Here is a 15,835-nt window from a genome sequence, read left to right on the forward strand (position 1 = left end):
GCTATGAAGGCGAGGCTCCCGGCTGAGGTTGCCGACGCCAAAGGGATCCGGATCGTGGCGTCCTGGTCCTTGAGCCGATTTCTCGCGCCTTCTCCAGATTTTCATTTCAGGCTTCGAGACAGGAGGACCAGCAGCGCCGGTCTTTGAGCTCTTGTAAAATGTTACAAAATGTTTAGGCTTGCCTTTCACCGCGCCACGCCTTCGAGGCGAAGAAGCGCGGAGTTCCAGGGAGATTCAAGAAGCCGCCGCTTGGCGGCTGAACCCCATCTCCTCGACTGTTCATGTGAGCTCTGCTCGCTGTCATCGCTCCCCGCCGTGCGTCCGTCGTCGCCGGTTGCGCGTGCTTTGGCGGCGGCGATCCTCACGGCGATCAAAACTAGCCCGGGCAACGGGACAATCGGAGGAAGCCATGACGACACTGACCCGCCGCGCCGTTCTGGCAGCCGCCGGCGCCACCGCGGCGCTCGGCGCCACCCGCGCCTTCGGCCAGGGCAAGACCACGATCACCTTCGCCGCCGCGACCTTCGCCGAGGCCGGCCGCGGCGACAAGCTCAAGGCCTGGATCGACAAGTTCAACGCCTCGCAGGACAAGGTCGAGGTCCAGCCTGTCGCAATCCCGTTCTCGCAGCTCGCCAACACCGTCTTCACCCAGATGGGCGGCGGTGGCGGCCCGGACCTCGTGCGCTTCGACCAGACCGACTTCTTCGCGGCGCTGCCGGCCAAGCGCATCCTGCCGATCGACGACCTCGTCGATGCCGGCAAGTACACCTTCCAGGCGCCGGACAAGTTCCTCAATGTCGAGGGCAAGCGCTACGGCGTCGTCTTCGAGCTCGCCAACTACCAGCTGATCTACAACCCGGCGCTGCTGCAGGGCGGCGAGCCGCCGAAGACCTTCCCGGAATTCCTCGCCGCGGCGAAGGCCGCCACCGGCAAAGGCAATTTCGGCTACGCCTTCCGCGCGACGATGCCGGAACGCTCCGGCTTCTGGCAGGACATGACGAACTATGTCTACGGCTTCGGCGGCAACTGGGCCGACGGCAAGCAGCTCACCTTGAACAGCCCGAAGGTGGTCGAGGCGATCACCGCCTACAAGCAGGTCTATGATGCCGGCGTGATCCCGAAGGGCGCGGATGCGGCGACCTATCGGCGGATGTTCTGGGAAGGCAAGATCGCCATGAACATCGACAATGGCGGTGTCGCCGGCATCTTCGCCGCGCAGAACCCCAATCTCGGCTTCAAGGCGGCGCCCTCCCCCTTCCCGAACCGCCAGCAAGGCCTGATCCTGACCTCTCTCTCGGTCAACGCCAACACCAAGAACAAGGAAGCCTGCGGCGTCTTCATCAACTGGATGCTGCAGCCGGCCGCGCAAAGCGAGCTGCAAGGCATCCTCGGCGCCGCCAGCGTCGCCACCCCGGTCGAGCGGCCGAAGGCCGATCTGGAACGCGCGCCCTGGCTCGGCGTCTACGACGCGCAGACTCCCTATGCCCTGCCGCAGCTCGTGCTCGGCTTCGAAACCAAGACGCTGGAGATCCAGCAGATCGTCGTCGAGCAGGTGCTGAAGATCCTCGTCGGCAATGCCGACGTGCAGAAGACCATGGACGAGGTGCAGTCCCTGGCGCTGAAGCGCATCGAGCGGCAGTAAGAGCATGAGCACCGCCAGCCCGGCGACGGCAGCGGCCGGCCGCCCTCCGCAGAGCGGTGGGCGCGACCGGGAGAGCCGCTGGACGCCCTATCTCTTCATCGCGCCCGTCGCGCTCTATCTGGCGGTGTTCCAGGGGTATCCGCTGGTCAGCGAGTTCGTGCTGAGCTTTCAGCAGAGCTCGCTGCTGGCGCCGCAGGACGCCCGTTTCGTGGGCCTGCGCAACTACCACGACCTGGCGACCTCGAGCGATTTCGCCTCCGTGCTCTGGACCACGCTGATCTATACGATCGCCTGCGTGGTCTTCGCGATCTCGCTCGGGCTCGGCGCCGCGCTGCTGCTCGACCGGCCGTTCCGCGGCCGCGGTCTGGCGCGGGCGCTCGTCACGGTGCCGTGGGCGGCCCCGCCGGTGGCGGTCGCGACCATCTTCGCCTGGATGCTCAACGCGCAATACGGCATCTTCAACCACGTGCTGAAGCTGATGGATCTCGAGGTCGGCTATGAGAGCTGGCTCGACAATCCCAAGCTCGCGCTGCCGGCGGTCCTGTTCACAACGGTCTGGCAGATCTTCCCCTTCTCCTCCGTCGTGCTGCTCGCCGCTCTGCAGGGCGTATCGGAGGAAGTCCGCGAGGCCGCCCAGATGGACGGCGCCGACCGCTTCAGCATCTTCAAGGTCGCGGTCTGGCCGACCATCCAGCCGACGGTGGCGCTGCTCGCGCTGTTCGTCACGATCTGGTCGCTGCGCCGCTTCGACCTGATCTGGGTGATGACGCAGGGCGGGCCGATCGGCGCGACCAAGACGCTGGTCATCGAGCTCTACACGCGTGGCTTCGTCGCCCGCGAGCTCGGCGAAGCGGCGGCCGTCGGCATGATCGGGCTCAGCATCGCCCTCGTCGTGACCTTCGTCTACTTCTGGTACACGCAGCGCACCGAGCGCGCGCAGGGGCGCCGCTGATGAAAACCCCTGCCTCCCACGCGCTGCGCATGGCGCTGATCATGGTGCTGCTCAGCGCGGCGCTGTTTCCGATCTACTGGATGGTCGTCACCTCGCTGACCTCCTCGGCGAACCTGTTCGCCGACCGGCCGCAGATGCTTCCCGACCCGGCGCAGGCCTTCAACTATGCCGAGACCTTCGCCAAGACCGGCGTGCTGCTCTGGCTGAGGAACAGCGCGATCGTGGCCGTCGGCACCATGGTGCTGTCGATCCTGCTCGCCATCCTGCCGGCCTATGCGCTCTCGCGCTTCCGATTCCATGGCAAGGGCGTGCTCGGATTCGTGCTGTTCGCCACACAGATGCTGCCGGAGGCGATGCTGGTGGTGCCGCTCTATGCGATCTTCGCCAAGCTGCTGCTGCTCGACACGCTGGGCGGCCTCATTCTGGCGAACGCCGCCTTCACGGTGCCGGTCATCACCTGGATCCTGAAGGGCGCCATCGACGGCGTGCCGCTGGAGATCGAGGAGGCGGCCCGCATCGACGGCTGCTCGCGGCTCGACATCGTTCTCGGCATCGTGCTGCCGGTGGTGGCACCGACGCTCGCCGCCGCCTCGGTGATCGCCTTCTTCCATGGCTGGAACGAATACGTCTTCGCCCAGACGCTGATCCTCAGCCAGGAGCTGCGCACCGCCTCCGTCGGCCTCGCCAGCTTCGTTGGCGAACTCTCGACCCCGATCCACACCGTCATGGCGATCGGCGTGATGTACACGCTGCCCGCCGTCGCCTTCTACCTGATGGTCCAGCGCTATGTCGTGGCCGGCATGACCGCCGGCAGCGTCAAGGGCTGACAAAGCACCGGGCTGAGAAAGAACACGAATGGCCTCGATCACGCTCAATCACGTCGCCAAGCATTTCGGCAACAAGGTCGCGATCGCCGATGTCGACCTGAAGGTCGAGGACGGCGAATTCCTCGTTCTGCTGGGGCCCTCGGGCTGCGGCAAGTCCACGCTCTTGCGCATGCTGGCAGGGCTCGAGACGGTGACCTCGGGCGAGATCCATCTCGGCGGAAGGCGCGTCGACCGGCTGCCGCCGAGCGCGCGCGACATGGCTTTCGTCTTTCAGTCCTATGCGCTCTATCCGCATATGACGGTGCGCCGGAACATCGCCTTCCCGCTGATCATGCGTCAGTTCAAATGGTGGTTCCACATCCCCTTCCTCGGAGGGCTCGCCAAGCGGAAGATCGAGCGCTCGCCCGCCGTGCGCGATCTCGTCGAGAAGACGGCGAAGACGTTATCGCTCACCGAGATGCTCGACCGCTATCCGCGCACATTGTCGGGCGGCCAGCGCCAGCGCGTCGCGCTCGGCCGCGCCATGGTGCGCCAGCCGGAAGTCTTCCTGATGGACGAGCCGCTCTCCAATCTCGACGCCAAGCTGCGCTCGGCGATGCGGGCGGAGATCACGCGGCTGCACCAGCGCGTCGGAGGCACCTTCGTTTACGTCACGCACGACCAGGTCGAGGCGATGACCATGGGCACGCGCATCGCCCTGATGCGCGACGGGGTGATCCAGCAATTCGGCACGCCGCGCGAGATCTATACCTCGCCGGCCAACACCTATGTCGCGCGCTTCATCGGCACGCCGCCGATGAACCTGATCGAAGGCCGCATCGACAACGGAACGATCTGCATCGGCAAGGCGCGCCTGCCGCTTCCCCCAGCCTTGGCCGATGTCGCGGGTGACAACATCCTTCTCGGCATCCGGCCGAACGCGCTGAGCCTGTCGGATGCTTCGGCCAGCGGCGGCGGCCTTGCCGGTACCGTCAGTCTCGTCGAGCACGTCGGAGCCGAGTCCGTGGTCGCCGTGAAGCTGTCGGACGGCGCCACGGCGCATGACGAGGAGGGAGCCGTGCCCGGAGAGATCATGGCGACGGTTCAGGGATACAGCGACCTTCAGCCCGGAGCAGCTGTATCTGTCGGGCTCGACCTGTCGGAGGTTGTCTTGTTCTCGCGCTCGACCGGTCAGCGCATCTAGGCAAGAGCGAAGCTCAGGCCTCGCTGGCCGCCAGATGAGACCGGCAAACGGACAGAACCGTTTCTCTTAGCCAGCCATGGGCGGGATCCGCATGAAAACGCGGGTGCCACATCTGGGAGATCGTGATCGCGCTTGTCTGCACGGGCAGGTCGAATTCATGGAGCAGGCTCTTGTCGGCTCCCGCGCGAACGAATGATCTGCTCACCAGCCCGACAAGATCCGAAGTCGCGGCGATCGCCATCGTCGCCGGAAAGTCGGGCACGACAACGACGACGCGCCGCTGCAAGCCCAGCGCTTCCAGAGCGGCGTCGACCGGACCATGCGTTCGGCCGCGGCGAGAGGTGACGACATGACCAAACGCCGCGTAACGCGCGGCGGTGACCTCGCCCTGTGCCAATGGATGTCCTTTCCGGACGATTCCGACAAAGCGGTCCCGGAACAAGGTCTGGACCTTGATCTCCGGCGCGCTATCGCCAAGCACGCCGATCTCGAGGTCGACGATCCCCTCGCGCAGGAAGCGCACATTCTTGTCCGGCTTGGGCGCGAAGCGGAGTGTCACGCCCGGCGCCGCTTCGGTGACCGCCGCGACGATCGGAGCTGCGAAGGTCGCGACGAAACCTTCATTGGCGCGGAGGGTGAAAACGCGCTCGAGACCGGCGATATCCAACGCGCGATCGGCCGGCCGCAGGACGGCCTTCACCTCGTCGGTCAGCGACCTGACGCGTGCGCCAAGCGCCAGGGCATGCGGCGTCGGCACCAGCCTCCGGCCGGCCCGAACGAGCAAAGGGTCACCCGTTACGGTGCGAAGACGCAGCAGGGTCCGGCTCATGGCGGAGTCGCTCAAGCCGAGAACCCTGGCTGCGCCCGCGACGCTTCCCTCGGCGAGAAGCACGTCCAGGGCAGCGAGCAGATTGAAGTCTGGATGGGACGACATTCACGCAAACCCTGGCGAGGCCATCCGCCTCCGAACTGAGACATGGCGCCTGATGCAGGGATAAATTGCGTTCCCTGCGCGTTCCGCCATGCCTGGCCATCTGTATCCTGTCCTCGATCGACCGAGAACAGGAAACATGATGACCCATTCAGCCCCAGCGACCCGGAGTTTCGATGGCGCGACGGCCGGGGACGCAGGATTGCCGGCGCCCCGCCGCTCCTATGCGACATTGGCCATCATGGCGGCGATGGTGCTGGTCGTCCTCGACGGCGCCATCGCCAACATCGCGCTGCCGACGATCGCGTCCTCGTTCCAGGTCTCGCCTGCCGCATCGGTCTGGGTCGTCAGCAGCTACCAGATGGCCCTGGTGATGGCCCTGCTGCCTTGCGCCGCGCTGGGAGAAAGCTGGGGTCTCCGCCGAACCTTCACGGCCGGGGTCTTCATCTTCACCGGCGCCTCGCTGCTCTGCGCACTGTCCCCATCGCTGCCGTGGCTGATCGCGGCCCGCTTCATCCAGGGGCTTGGCGGCGCGGCCGTGATGGCGCTGGGGATCGCGCTGATGCGCTTCACCTATCCCCACCGCCTGGTCGGCGCGGTGATCGGCTGGAATGCGACGGTGATCGCGCTGTCGGCGGCGGCGGGGCCGACGGTCGGCTCTACCATCCTCGTCATATCCAGCTGGCAATGGCTGTTTGCCATCAACCTGCCGATCGGCGCGATCGTGCTCCTCGCCGCGCTGGCGCTGCCGCAGCCTGCGGGCTCGCGCCGAACGCTCGACATGGCGAGCGTGGCACTCAACGCGACGGCTTTCGCGTCCCTTGTTCTCGGCGTTGACCGGATCACGAGCGAGCCCGGGCTGGCCGCTGCGCTGCTCGTGACATCGGTCGCGAGTTTCGCGGCTCTCGTGAGGCGCGAGATGCCGCGCCCTGCGCCGCTCATCCCGCTCGATCTCCTGGCGAGCCGCCCCTTCCGCATTTCGGTGATTGCGTCCGTGTGCTGCTTCGCCGGTCAGATGGCGAGCTATATCGCGCTGCCCTTCTACTTCCAGCACAGCCTCGATCTGGATGCCTTCACCACCGGGCTCTACATGACGCCCTGGCCTCTCGTCGTGGCCATTGCCGGCCCTCTCTCCGGACGCATGTCCGATCGGTTCTCCACCGGCCTGCTCTGCGCGGCCGGCGGCGGTTTCCTTGCCCTTGGGCTTGCGCTCGTCGCTCTCTGGCCGATCCAGAAGGATCCCTGGCCGCTGGTGCCGTTCCTGATGCTGGGCGGCTTCGGCTTCGGCATCTTTCAAACGCCGAACAACCGCAACATGCTGCTCTCGGCGCCGCGCGAGCGCAGCGGCTCGGCCGGGGGCATGCAAGCCACGGCCCGCCTTCTCGGGCAGACACTGGGTTCGGTGATCATGGCGATGCTGTTCACGCTCACCTCATCGGCGGCCGCGCCCCGGATCGGCCTTGCCGTGAGCGCCGTTCTGGCCCTGGTCGCAGGACTGGTCAGCACGATGCGGATCGAGCGCGACACGGCGGAGATCCGGGCCTCCTGAGCCGATCCCGAAGGACGGCCTCTCCACCGTCGGTCCGGTACCAGGTCCGGAAAATGACTGCGTGATGGAGCTGGAAGCTTCCGGCCGGAGCGCTTCCCGTCACCAAGAGAGCTCGACGCCTCCCAGGATGCGCCGGGCGGCGGTCCGAAGGGCGCGCAGATCGGCATAACCGACCGCGCGGGCGATCTGGTGCGGGGGGCAACCATCCGTCGCCAGCGCGAGCGCCCTGACGACGCGCAGCCGCGCCCGCCAGTCGCCGAAGCTCATGCCGGTCTCGGCGCGGAAACCGCGGGTCAGCGTGCGCCGGCTCGCCCCGGCCCGCTCCGCCCAGGCGTCGATGTCCAGGGCCGAAGCGGGGTCCTTCAGCAGCGCCTCGCAGACGCGCCGCAAACGCGGATCGCGCGGCAGGGGCAAGGTCAGCGGCGTTTCCGGCGCCCGCCCGATCTCGTCGAGGATCAGGGCGGCGAGATGCCCGCCGCGCCCGCCCTCGTCGTAAAGCATCGGCTCGGCCGCCAGCGCGACCAGCGCCGAAGCCAGCAGCGGCGTCACCTCCAGCACGCGGCAGCCCTTCGGAAGGATTCCGACCGCCTCCGGGGTGACATAGGCCGAGCACATCGACACCCGGCCATGCATCCTGACATCGTGGAAAAGCCCGGGCGGGATCCAGAGCGCATGCTGCGGCGGCAGTATCCAGGTGCCGTCCTCTGCCGTCACCAGCGTCAGGCCGGAGGTCGCGTAAAGCAATTGCGCGCGCGGATGGCTGTGCCACCCCGTGGCCGCGCCCGCCGCGTAGGATTTCGGCAGGACTGCGACCGCGCGCGGAACGGTCTGATAGGCAGCGCTGTCGCCGTGCATCGCGATTCCATTTGGCCCGATTGCCCCGTAAACGACCCGACAGGACACATCGGGTCAAGTTACAAAATCCCTCCCCAAAGCCGGACGCGACCAGGTTGAACAACCGGGCCGGCGTGTCCGTCACTCTCTGTCCGATGGAGCCGAGTGTTCCCATGAGCCCCGAGACGCTGTCCAAGCGCACGCTTCTCTTCGTCAACGCAGCGCATGCGCTCGATCACTTCGTGCTGCTCATCTACCCGACCGCGGTGATCGCCATCGCGGCCCAGACCGGCCTGAGCTATGCCGAACTGATCGGGCTCGCGACCGGCGCCTTCGTCGCCTTCGGCCTGTGCTCCCTGCCGATGGGCTGGCTCTCGGACCGCTTCGGCCGGCGCAACATGCTCGCTGTCTTCTTCCTGAGCTACGGCCTGTCCTGCCTGGGCGTCGCCAGCGCCAGCCAGCCGATGGCCTTCGCGGCCTGGCTGCTCGTTCTCGGCGTGGCATCCGCGATCTACCATCCGGTCGGCTCGACGATGCTGGTCAATCATGCCCGCCAGCTCGGCCGCGACCTCGGGGTCAATGCCGTCTGGGGCAATCTCGGCGCGGCTTCCGCGGCGGGCGTCACCGCGCTGCTGGCCGCGAGCCTCGGCTGGCGTGCCGCCTTCGTGCTGCCGGGCCTCGTCTGCCTCGCCCTCGGAGCGGCCTTCCTGATGCTCGTTCCCGGCGACGGCGAACCGCATGCAAACCGCACGGGCAAGGCGGACCTCATCCCGCTGAGCCGCCCCAAAACCCTTCTCGTCGTCTTCGCCATCGCCGTCATCGCCGGCGGCATGACCTTCAACCTCACCACCATCGCCTTGCCGAAAATCCTCGACGAGCGGCTCGGGCTGGACATGCCGCTGGCGCTGATCGGCTCGCTGGCGACGCTGGTCTTCATCTTCGGCGCCGGGGCGCAGTGGCTGATGGGCCGGCTCGTCGACCGCTATACGCTGCCGGCCCTGTTCGTCGGCCTCGCCCTTCTGCAGCCGATCGGCCTCGTCATCGCCGCGATGACACAGGGCATCCCGCTGCTGCTCGGCCTCACCCTGACGATGACCGCGATCTATGGGCAGGTGGTCGTCAACGACGCGATGGTCGCCCGCTACGTGCCAGCCCAGCACCGCGCCAAGGCATTCAGCGTGCGCTATTTCCTCGGCTTCACCGTGAGCGGCTTCGTGGTGCCGATGCTGGCGGTTCTCCATGCGCAAGGCGGCTTCGGGCTGGTGCTGGGTGCCGCGGCCCTGTTCGGCCTGATCGTCTGGGCGGCTTCCGTCGCCTTCTACTGGCTGGCGCAGAGCGCGCCTGCGAAGCAGGCCGCCCCGGCCGAATAGAAACCCGACCACGGATCTCCACCCCGAAGGCACCCCGGACCAACCGGCGGGTGCCTTCGGACGCGTGGAAATCTTTGATGACAACGTTGTCATAAAGCTTCGCCGGTGCTATGGCCCCCAAAACGCAGGGGTAAGCCGCGATGCAGACAAGTGGTGCGAACACTGAGCCCGCCTTGGACGCGACCCTTCGCGGCGTGCCCTTCGTCGAGCCGGTGCCAGCCGCACAGTTCTCGCAGAAGCGGCTCGACCCGCGCCGCGGCGATCTTTCGCTGCCTGCGCTGACGCTGGACGAGGCGGCGCTGCGCGCCAATCGTGACCTGTTCTTCCGCTATCTGGCTGACCATGGCGCTCAGGTGGCGCCGCATGCCAAGACGCCGATGTCGCCCGAGATCGTCGCCGAATTGCGCGACGCCGGCGCCTGGGGCGCTTCCGTCGCCAATCTCCAGCAGGCTGCAGTCCTGATGCAGGCGGGCGAGACGCGATTGCTGCTCGCCAACCAGATCGGCGGCGCGGCCGCCGGCCGGCGCCTCGGTGCGCTCCTCGCCGCCCATCCGCAGGTCGAGCTTTGCGCCTTCGCCGACAGCCCCGAAGCCGTGGCGAGCCTCGCCATCGCCGCCAAGACCGCTGGGCGGACGGGCTTGCCCGTCCTCGTCGAGATCGGTGATGGCCGCGCCGGGGCGCGTGACGATGTCGCCGTGACAAACGTGATCGCGGCCATCCGCGCGGCCGGGCCCCACATGAGACTGGCCGGCGTCGCCACCTATGAAGGTGCGGTCGCCGGTCCGGACCCGGTCGCGACCGAGGCGGCCATCGCCCGGCTGATGACGCGCACCGCTGCCGCCTTCGCCGCCGTCAGGGCGGCCGAGCCGGAAGCCTCGCTCATCCTCAGCGCCGGCGGCTCGGCCTATTTCGACCTCGTCGTCGCGGCGCTGTCCCCGATCGTCGCGGCGGACGGCAAGACGACCCTGCTCCTGCGCAGCGGCGCGATCTTCTTTGCCGACCATGGCGTCTATGCGCGGGCCTTCGCGGCGCTCGACGCGCGCGGCGGCCTCGCCATCGGCGGCGCGACGCTCAAGGCCGCCGAGGCGTTCCGCCCGGCGCTGCGGCTCTGGGCCGAGGTGCTGTCGCGGCCGGAAACCGGCCTCGCCATCGCCGGCTTCGGCATGCGCGACGTCTCCTTCGATCAGGGGCTGCCGGTGCTTCTGTCCGTCCACCGGGACGGGACGGAGATCGCCGGCGCAGCCCAAGGCATCACGGTCGAGAAGCTCAACGACCAGCACGGCTTCCTGCGCCTGCCGCCGGAGAGCGGGCTCAAGGTCGGGGACGTGCTCTGCCTCGGCATCTCCCATCCCTGCACCTGCCTGGATCGCTGGCGGCTGATCTTCGGCCTCGGCGAGGACGGCACCGTCTCGCGCGTCCTGCGCACCCATTTCGGCTGAGGCGGGCATGAACTTCCAGCAGCTCTGGCGCTATCAGGACCAGTTCATCGAGGGCGCGCTGATCACGCTCGCGCTGACGCTGATCGCGGCCGTGGTCGGGCTCGCCATCGGCGTCGCAGGGGCGGCCCTGCTGCGCGGCGGCTCGAAACCGGTCAGGCTGGCGATCCGCTCCTATATCGAGATCTTCCGCAACACGCCGTCGCTGATCCAGATCTTCCTGATCTTCTTCGTGCTGCCGGCCGCCGGGCTCAAGCTGCCGGCGTTCGAGGCGGCGGCAGTCGCGCTCAGCCTCTATTTCGGCGCCTATGCCATCGAGATCGTCCGCGCCGGGCTGGATTCGATCCCGAAGAGCCAGGTCGAGGCCGGGCAATGCCTCGGGCTGACGCGCTGGGAGGTCTTCCGCCACATCGTGCTGCCGCCGGCGCTACGCAACGTCTATCCGGCCTTCACCAGCCAGTTCGTGCTGCTGCTGCTCGGCACCTCGCTCGCCTCGCAGGTTGCGGCCGGCGAACTCTTCCATGCGGCGAGCTTCATCGAGAGCCGGACCTATCGCAGCTTCGAGGTCTATGCGGTGGTCTGCGCGATCTATTTCGCGATGGTGATCGCCTTCAAGGCGCTCTTCGCCGTCATCGGATTGGCCGCCTTCCGCTGGCCGGTCAGGCGCTGAGGGAGAGCGGCCACCATGCGTTCCTTCGGCTATATCGACCTTCTCTCCTTCGTCCATGCGCTGCAATGGACGGTGCTGCTGGTCATCGTCGCGCTCGCCTTCGGCGGTCCGCTGGCCCTGCTGCTGGCGACCACGCGCACCAGCCGCCTCGCGCCGCTGCGCTGGCTCGCCGCGGGGCTGATCCAGCTCATCCAGGGCGTGCCGCTGCTCGGGCTCCTGTTCTTCTTCTATTTCGGCATGCCGGTCTTCCTCGGCATCGAGGTTCCCGCGCTCGTCGCCGTCGGCATCGCCTACACGCTCTACACAGCGGGTTTCCTCGGCGACATCTGGCGCGGCGGCATCGGGGCGGTGAAGCCGGCGCAATGGGAAGCCGGCGCCTGCCTCGGCCTCACCTCCTGGCAGCAGTTTCGCCACATCATCGGGCCGCAGGCGCTGCGCCTGTCGCTGCCGCCGACCGTGGGCTTCCTCGTCCAACTCATCAAGGGCACCTCGCTCGCCTCGATCGTCGGCTTCGTCGAGCTCGCCCGCGCCGGCCAGGTCGTGAGCGCGGCGACGTTCCAGCCCCTTCTCGCCTACGGCATCGTCGCCGCGATCTATTTCGCGCTGTGCCTGCCCCTGACTCTCTGGTCGCGCACCCTGGAGGCCCGTCTCAATGGCGCTCGTTGAAATCCGTGATGTCCGCAAGAGCTTCGGCCAGGTCGAGGTGCTGAAAGGCGTCTCGCTCGAGGTGAAGGAAGGCGAGATCGTCACGATCATCGGCCGCTCCGGCTCGGGCAAGTCGACGCTGCTGCGCTGCATCAACGCGCTGGAAAAGATCGATTCCGGCTCGATCACGGTCGAGGGCCAGGCGGTCAGCGCCGGCATGGCGAATCTGCGCCAGTTCCGCCAGCGCGTCGGCATCGTCTTCCAGGCCTTCAACCTGTTCCCGCATCTCACGGTCGAGAAGAACATCACGCTGGCGCCGCTCTTGACCAAGAAGATCGGCAAGGCGGAAGCGCGCCCGCTCGCGCTCGACGTGCTCGGCCGCGTCGGCCTCGCTGACAAGATCGACGCCTGGCCCGAGAGGCTCTCGGGCGGCCAGCAGCAGCGCGTCGCGATCGCCCGCTGCCTCGCCATGGCGCCGCATCTGATGCTGTTCGACGAGGTCACCTCGGCGCTCGACCCCGAGCTCGTCGGCGAGGTGCTCAAGGTGATGGAGGACATGGCCCGGCAGGGCATGACGATGATCCTCGTCACCCATGAGATGGGCTTCGCGCGCAACGTCGCCAACAAGATCGTCTTCATGCACCAGGGCAAGGTCTGGGAAGAGGGGCCGCCGGCCGAGCTCTTCGCCAATCCGAAGACGCCCGAGCTGCGCAGTTTCATCAACTCGGTGAAGTAGCCGACTTCCAAGGCTGCACGAGACCTCAGAGGAGAAGAACCCATGTCGCTGTTCAAGACCATGATGGCGGGGCTCGTTGCCGCCGCCGCGCTCGCGGCCCCCGTCGCGGCCAAGGCCGACAAGCTCCAGGACGTCCTCAAGGCCGGGAAGCTGCGCGTCGGCATCCTGACCGACGCCGCGCCCTGGGGCTTCAAGGACGAGAAGGGCGAGATCGCCGGCCTCGACGCCGACATCGCCAAGCTGCTCTCCGACGATCTCGGCGTGAAGCTCGAGCTCGTGCCGGTCACCGGCGCCGCCCGCATCCCGAGCCTGCTCGCCGACAAGATCGACGTGCTCGTCGCCGGCCTCGGCGCCACGCCCGAGCGCGCCCAGCAGATCATGTTCTCGCAGCCCTATGCCGTGGTGAATCTCGGCGTCTACGGGCCGAAGTCGATCCCCGCCGCGACCGGCAAGAAGCCCGACAACCTCACCGGCAAGACCGTCGCCGTCGCCAAGGGCACGACGCTCGACCTCTGGCTGACCGACAACGCGCCGGGCGTGAAGGTCGTGCGCTTCGAGGACACGCCGGCGGCCATCGCCGCCTATCTCGCCGGCCAGTCCGACACTTTCGCCGAGAACAGCGCCATCGCGGTCAAGGTGATGGACCAGAACCCCGGCAAGGAAGTCGAGATGAAGTTCGTCATCCGCCAGTCGCCGGCCCATATCGGCGTGCGCCAGGGCGAGCAGAACCTGCTGAACTGGCTGAACACCTCGATCTTCTCGAACAAGCTGAACGGCAAGCTCGGCGCCCTCCAGCTCAAGTGGTTCAAGGAAGAGCAGACCCTGCCGACGCTCTGACGGCGCGGCTCGGTCCCACTGCCATCGGCCGCCGGGCATGAGCTGCCCGGCGGCTTCCGCCGGCCCAGCTTGGTGCCGGCGCTTCCAGAGGTCCCCATGCATACCGGTCTCTTCCATGCGCTCGACTTCGCCGCGAACGGCAAGTCGGTCGGCCATCTCAGCATTCCCTTCTCGGTCGACCGCTCGCCCTATTTCCAGGTGAAGGTGCCGGTCTGCCGGATTCGGAACGGCGACGGGCCGCGCGTCCTGCTGATGGCCGGCAATCATGGCGACGAGTACGAAGGCGAGATCGCGCTGACGCGCCTGATCCGCCGCCTCGATCCCGAGCGCATGCGCGGCGAGATCACCATCCTGCCCTTCACCAACGCGCCGGCGGTCTTCGCGGCGCGGCGCCGCTCTCCCCTCGACGAGGGCAATCTCAACCGTGCCTTTCCGGGCGAAGCCGGCGGCACGCCGACGCAGCGCATCGCGCATTTCCTCGAAGCCGAGCTGTTCCCGCGCCATGACGTGGTCTTCGACCTGCATTCCGGCGGCACCTCGATGGCGCATCTGCCCTGCGCGCTGATCGAGCGGCAGGGGAGCCCAGAGACCTTCGCGCGGGCGCTCGCGCTGATGGACGGGCTCGGCATGCCCTATGGCTTCGTCGCCGAGAACGGCGCCACGGCGCCGACCTCGATGGCGGCCGCGGCACGGGCCGGCGCGATCGGCATTTCCGGCGAATTCGGCGGCGGCGGCACCGTCACGCCCGAGAGCATGGCGCTGACCCAGCGCGCCATCGACCGGCTGCTCATCGCTCTCGGCAGCATCACCGAGCCCGTGCTCGGCCCACACCGGCCTGCTGAACAGAAGATGACGCTGCTCGCGCTGCAGAGCCATGAGCAGGCGATCTACGCCACAAGGCGCGGCTGGTTCGAGCCGGCGGTGGATTGCGGTGCAGAGGTCGAGGCGGGCGCGCTCGCGGGCTGGTACCATGATTTCGGCCGCCTCGACGCGGCGGAGGAGGAACTGCGCTTCGCGGTGTCCGGCGTGGTGATCTCGCGCCGGCTGCACAGCGACAGCGAATCCGGCGACTGCCTGATCCAGGTCGGCCGCCGGTTGGACCGCGCCGCCTTCGGCCTGAGTTGACGCAACGCCTTAGCGGGAGGGCGCATGCCTGCGACCTATGACAATGTCGTGCGGGTCAGCGGGCACGCCGAGGCACCGCGCCTCGCGGCGAAGGCCCCTCGCATCGAGATGGTCGCGCAGCTTGCCGGCGTCTCGCCGATCACGGTGTCGCGCGCCCTGCGCCAACCCGAGAAGCTGAGCGAGGCGACGCGCCGCAAGGTGCTCGAGGCGGTCGAGCGCAGCGGCTATGAATCCAACCCGCATGCGCGAGCGCTCCGCTCCGGCCGCTCGACGCTGGTGGCGGCCTTCGTCTCCAACATCCTGAGCCAGCAGTTCGGGCTGGCGATCCAGGGCCTGGCGGCCGAGCTGGAGCCCGAGGGCTATGAACTGATGATCGGCCAGACCTCCTATTCCTATGCGAAGGAGGTCGCGATGGTCCGCTCGCTGCGCAGCCTGCGGCCGGCGGCGGTGATGTTCACCGGCGTCATCGAGCTGGAGGAGAACCGGCAGGCACTGCGCGAGCTCGGCATCCCCGTGGTCGAGACCTGGGCCTTTCCGCGCGACCCGATCGACATGCTGGTCGGCTTCTCCAATGTCGATGCCGGTGCGATGGCCGCCCGGCACCTCATCGAAAAGGGCTATCGCCGGCTCACCTTCATCGGCCGCAGCGGCGGGCGCGGCGCGCTGCGGCTGCAAGGCTTTCGCGAGGAGGCCGGGCGCAGCGGCCTGACGCTGGCGCGGATCGTGACGGTGGACGAGGTCCAGAGCATCGCCGACGGACGCACTGCCCTGACGACGCTGCTGGCGGAAGGCGGGCCGGTCGATGCCGCCTTCTGCGCCAACGACCTGCTGGCGACCGGGGCGGTGATCGAGGCCCGTGCGCGCGGCCTCGCCGTGCCGTCCGACCTCGCCATTCTCGGCTTCGGCGACAACGACGCTGCCGGCGAGATCGCGCCCGGCCTGACCACGATCAGCATGGATGCCCATGATTTGGGCCGGCGCGCCGGCGAATTGCTGCGTGCGCGCCTCGCAGGCCAGGAGCCACAGCACGCGATCCAGAGCCTGCCGCTGCATCTCATCACGCGCGGCAGCACCTGAAGGCCAGGGCCCAGCCCCGCG

At 67.9% G+C, this 15,835-nt stretch carries 15 protein-coding genes; 13 read left to right on the top strand and 2 right to left on the bottom strand.

Annotated features, from left to right (window positions below; translation table 11 throughout):
• The first annotated feature begins 409 nt into the window (after positions 1 to 409).
• The 4 genes from IED13_RS18165 to IED13_RS18180 are packed head-to-tail and all read left to right on the top strand — an operon-like array spanning position 410 to position 4,604.
• Positions 410 to 1,642 carry an extracellular solute-binding protein gene (locus IED13_RS18165; protein ID WP_113254420.1) on the top strand — a complete coding sequence of 411 codons (1,233 nt, stop codon included), beginning with the start codon at positions 410 to 412 and terminating at the stop codon, positions 1,640 to 1,642.
• Between the two features lie 4 nt (positions 1,643 to 1,646).
• The gene (locus IED13_RS18170) at positions 1,647 to 2,594 is read left to right on the top strand and encodes a carbohydrate ABC transporter permease (protein ID WP_112763805.1); all 948 of its coding nucleotides are present in this window, start codon (positions 1,647 to 1,649) and stop codon (positions 2,592 to 2,594) included.
• The gene (locus IED13_RS18175) at positions 2,594 to 3,421 is read left to right on the top strand and encodes a carbohydrate ABC transporter permease (RefSeq protein ID WP_038366856.1); all 828 of its coding nucleotides are present in this window, start codon (positions 2,594 to 2,596) and stop codon (positions 3,419 to 3,421) included. Before IED13_RS18170 ends, IED13_RS18175 begins: the two co-directional genes overlap by 1 nt.
• Before the next feature lie 28 nt (positions 3,422 to 3,449).
• Entirely contained in the window at positions 3,450 to 4,604 is a 1,155-nt protein-coding gene (locus IED13_RS18180; protein ID WP_191125000.1) for an ABC transporter ATP-binding protein, read from the top strand.
• 13 nt (positions 4,605 to 4,617) lie between these two features.
• On the opposite strand, the gene IED13_RS18185 is transcribed toward IED13_RS18180, so the two are convergent.
• The gene (locus IED13_RS18185; protein WP_142022210.1) at positions 4,618 to 5,538 is read right to left on the bottom strand and encodes a LysR family transcriptional regulator; all 921 of its coding nucleotides are present in this window, start codon (positions 5,536 to 5,538) and stop codon (positions 4,618 to 4,620) included.
• A 139-nt stretch (positions 5,539 to 5,677) separates the two neighbouring features.
• Here IED13_RS18185 and IED13_RS18190 point away from each other — a divergent pair, with 139 nt between their 5' ends.
• Complete coding sequence (locus IED13_RS18190; protein ID WP_191125001.1) at positions 5,678 to 7,084, top strand: MFS transporter; 1,407 nt, start codon at positions 5,678 to 5,680, stop codon at positions 7,082 to 7,084.
• A 99-nt stretch (positions 7,085 to 7,183) separates the two neighbouring features.
• On the opposite strand, the gene IED13_RS18195 is transcribed toward IED13_RS18190, so the two are convergent.
• The gene (locus tag IED13_RS18195) at positions 7,184 to 7,939 is read right to left on the bottom strand and encodes an AraC family transcriptional regulator (protein WP_133565991.1); all 756 of its coding nucleotides are present in this window, start codon (positions 7,937 to 7,939) and stop codon (positions 7,184 to 7,186) included.
• 152 nt (positions 7,940 to 8,091) lie between these two features.
• On the opposite strand from IED13_RS18195, the gene IED13_RS18200 reads away from it, so the two are divergent.
• From IED13_RS18200 to IED13_RS18235, 8 genes are all read left to right on the top strand, one after another.
• Positions 8,092 to 9,288: an MFS transporter gene (locus IED13_RS18200; RefSeq protein WP_191125002.1), complete on the top strand. Its 1,197-nt coding sequence runs from the start codon at positions 8,092 to 8,094 to the stop codon at positions 9,286 to 9,288.
• A gap of 140 nt (positions 9,289 to 9,428) precedes the next feature.
• Positions 9,429 to 10,727, top strand: coding sequence for an alanine racemase (locus tag IED13_RS18205; protein WP_191125003.1), 1,299 nt, complete (start codon positions 9,429 to 9,431; stop codon positions 10,725 to 10,727).
• 7 nt (positions 10,728 to 10,734) lie between these two features.
• The gene (locus tag IED13_RS18210; RefSeq protein ID WP_112763812.1) at positions 10,735 to 11,394 is read left to right on the top strand and encodes an amino acid ABC transporter permease; all 660 of its coding nucleotides are present in this window, start codon (positions 10,735 to 10,737) and stop codon (positions 11,392 to 11,394) included.
• Positions 11,395 to 11,409: 15 nt separating this feature from the next.
• The gene (locus tag IED13_RS18215) at positions 11,410 to 12,060 is read left to right on the top strand and encodes an amino acid ABC transporter permease (protein ID WP_191125004.1); all 651 of its coding nucleotides are present in this window, start codon (positions 11,410 to 11,412) and stop codon (positions 12,058 to 12,060) included.
• Entirely contained in the window at positions 12,047 to 12,775 is a 729-nt protein-coding gene (locus tag IED13_RS18220) for an amino acid ABC transporter ATP-binding protein (RefSeq protein ID WP_191125005.1), read from the top strand. Before IED13_RS18215 ends, IED13_RS18220 begins: the two co-directional genes overlap by 14 nt.
• A 42-nt stretch (positions 12,776 to 12,817) precedes the next feature.
• Positions 12,818 to 13,612, top strand: a complete 795-nt coding sequence (locus IED13_RS18225) for a transporter substrate-binding domain-containing protein (RefSeq protein WP_038366836.1) — start codon at positions 12,818 to 12,820, stop codon at positions 13,610 to 13,612.
• Positions 13,613 to 13,708: 96 nt separating this feature from the next.
• Positions 13,709 to 14,737 (top strand): succinylglutamate desuccinylase/aspartoacylase family protein, encoded by a 1,029-nt coding sequence (locus IED13_RS18230; RefSeq protein WP_038366833.1) that lies wholly within the window; start codon positions 13,709 to 13,711, stop codon positions 14,735 to 14,737.
• A gap of 24 nt (positions 14,738 to 14,761) precedes the next feature.
• A complete protein-coding gene (locus IED13_RS18235; protein ID WP_191125006.1) occupies positions 14,762 to 15,814 on the top strand; it encodes a LacI family DNA-binding transcriptional regulator in 1,053 nt (350 codons plus the stop codon).
• The last annotated feature ends 21 nt before the right edge of the window (positions 15,815 to 15,835 follow it).

The organism is Allobosea spartocytisi, from assembly GCF_014764685.1.
In the GTDB taxonomy this organism is placed as follows: Bacteria; Pseudomonadota; Alphaproteobacteria; order Rhizobiales; family Beijerinckiaceae; genus Allobosea; species Allobosea spartocytisi.

Excerpts from the sequence above, each read along its gene's own strand:
- IED13_RS18215 (WP_191125004.1), top strand. The coding sequence starts at position 11,410 with ATGCGTTCCTTCGGCTATATCGACCTTCTCTCCTTCGTCCATGCGCTG.
- IED13_RS18185 (WP_142022210.1), bottom strand. The coding sequence starts at position 5,538 with ATGTCGTCCCATCCAGACTTCAATCTGCTCGCTGCCCTGGACGTGCTT.
- IED13_RS18170 (WP_112763805.1), top strand. The coding sequence starts at position 1,647 with ATGAGCACCGCCAGCCCGGCGACGGCAGCGGCCGGCCGCCCTCCGCAG.
- IED13_RS18175 (WP_038366856.1), top strand. The coding sequence starts at position 2,594 with ATGAAAACCCCTGCCTCCCACGCGCTGCGCATGGCGCTGATCATGGTG.
- IED13_RS18210 (WP_112763812.1), top strand. The coding sequence starts at position 10,735 with ATGAACTTCCAGCAGCTCTGGCGCTATCAGGACCAGTTCATCGAGGGC.
- IED13_RS18225 (WP_038366836.1), top strand. The coding sequence starts at position 12,818 with ATGTCGCTGTTCAAGACCATGATGGCGGGGCTCGTTGCCGCCGCCGCG.
- IED13_RS18200 (WP_191125002.1), top strand. The coding sequence starts at position 8,092 with ATGAGCCCCGAGACGCTGTCCAAGCGCACGCTTCTCTTCGTCAACGCA.
- IED13_RS18230 (WP_038366833.1), top strand. The coding sequence starts at position 13,709 with ATGCATACCGGTCTCTTCCATGCGCTCGACTTCGCCGCGAACGGCAAG.
- IED13_RS18190 (WP_191125001.1), top strand. The coding sequence starts at position 5,678 with ATGACCCATTCAGCCCCAGCGACCCGGAGTTTCGATGGCGCGACGGCC.
- IED13_RS18235 (WP_191125006.1), top strand. The coding sequence starts at position 14,762 with ATGCCTGCGACCTATGACAATGTCGTGCGGGTCAGCGGGCACGCCGAG.
- IED13_RS18195 (WP_133565991.1), bottom strand. The coding sequence starts at position 7,939 with ATGCACGGCGACAGCGCTGCCTATCAGACCGTTCCGCGCGCGGTCGCA.
- IED13_RS18180 (WP_191125000.1), top strand. The coding sequence starts at position 3,450 with ATGGCCTCGATCACGCTCAATCACGTCGCCAAGCATTTCGGCAACAAG.
- IED13_RS18220 (WP_191125005.1), top strand. The coding sequence starts at position 12,047 with ATGGCGCTCGTTGAAATCCGTGATGTCCGCAAGAGCTTCGGCCAGGTC.
- IED13_RS18205 (WP_191125003.1), top strand. The coding sequence starts at position 9,429 with ATGCAGACAAGTGGTGCGAACACTGAGCCCGCCTTGGACGCGACCCTT.
- IED13_RS18165 (WP_113254420.1), top strand. The coding sequence starts at position 410 with ATGACGACACTGACCCGCCGCGCCGTTCTGGCAGCCGCCGGCGCCACC.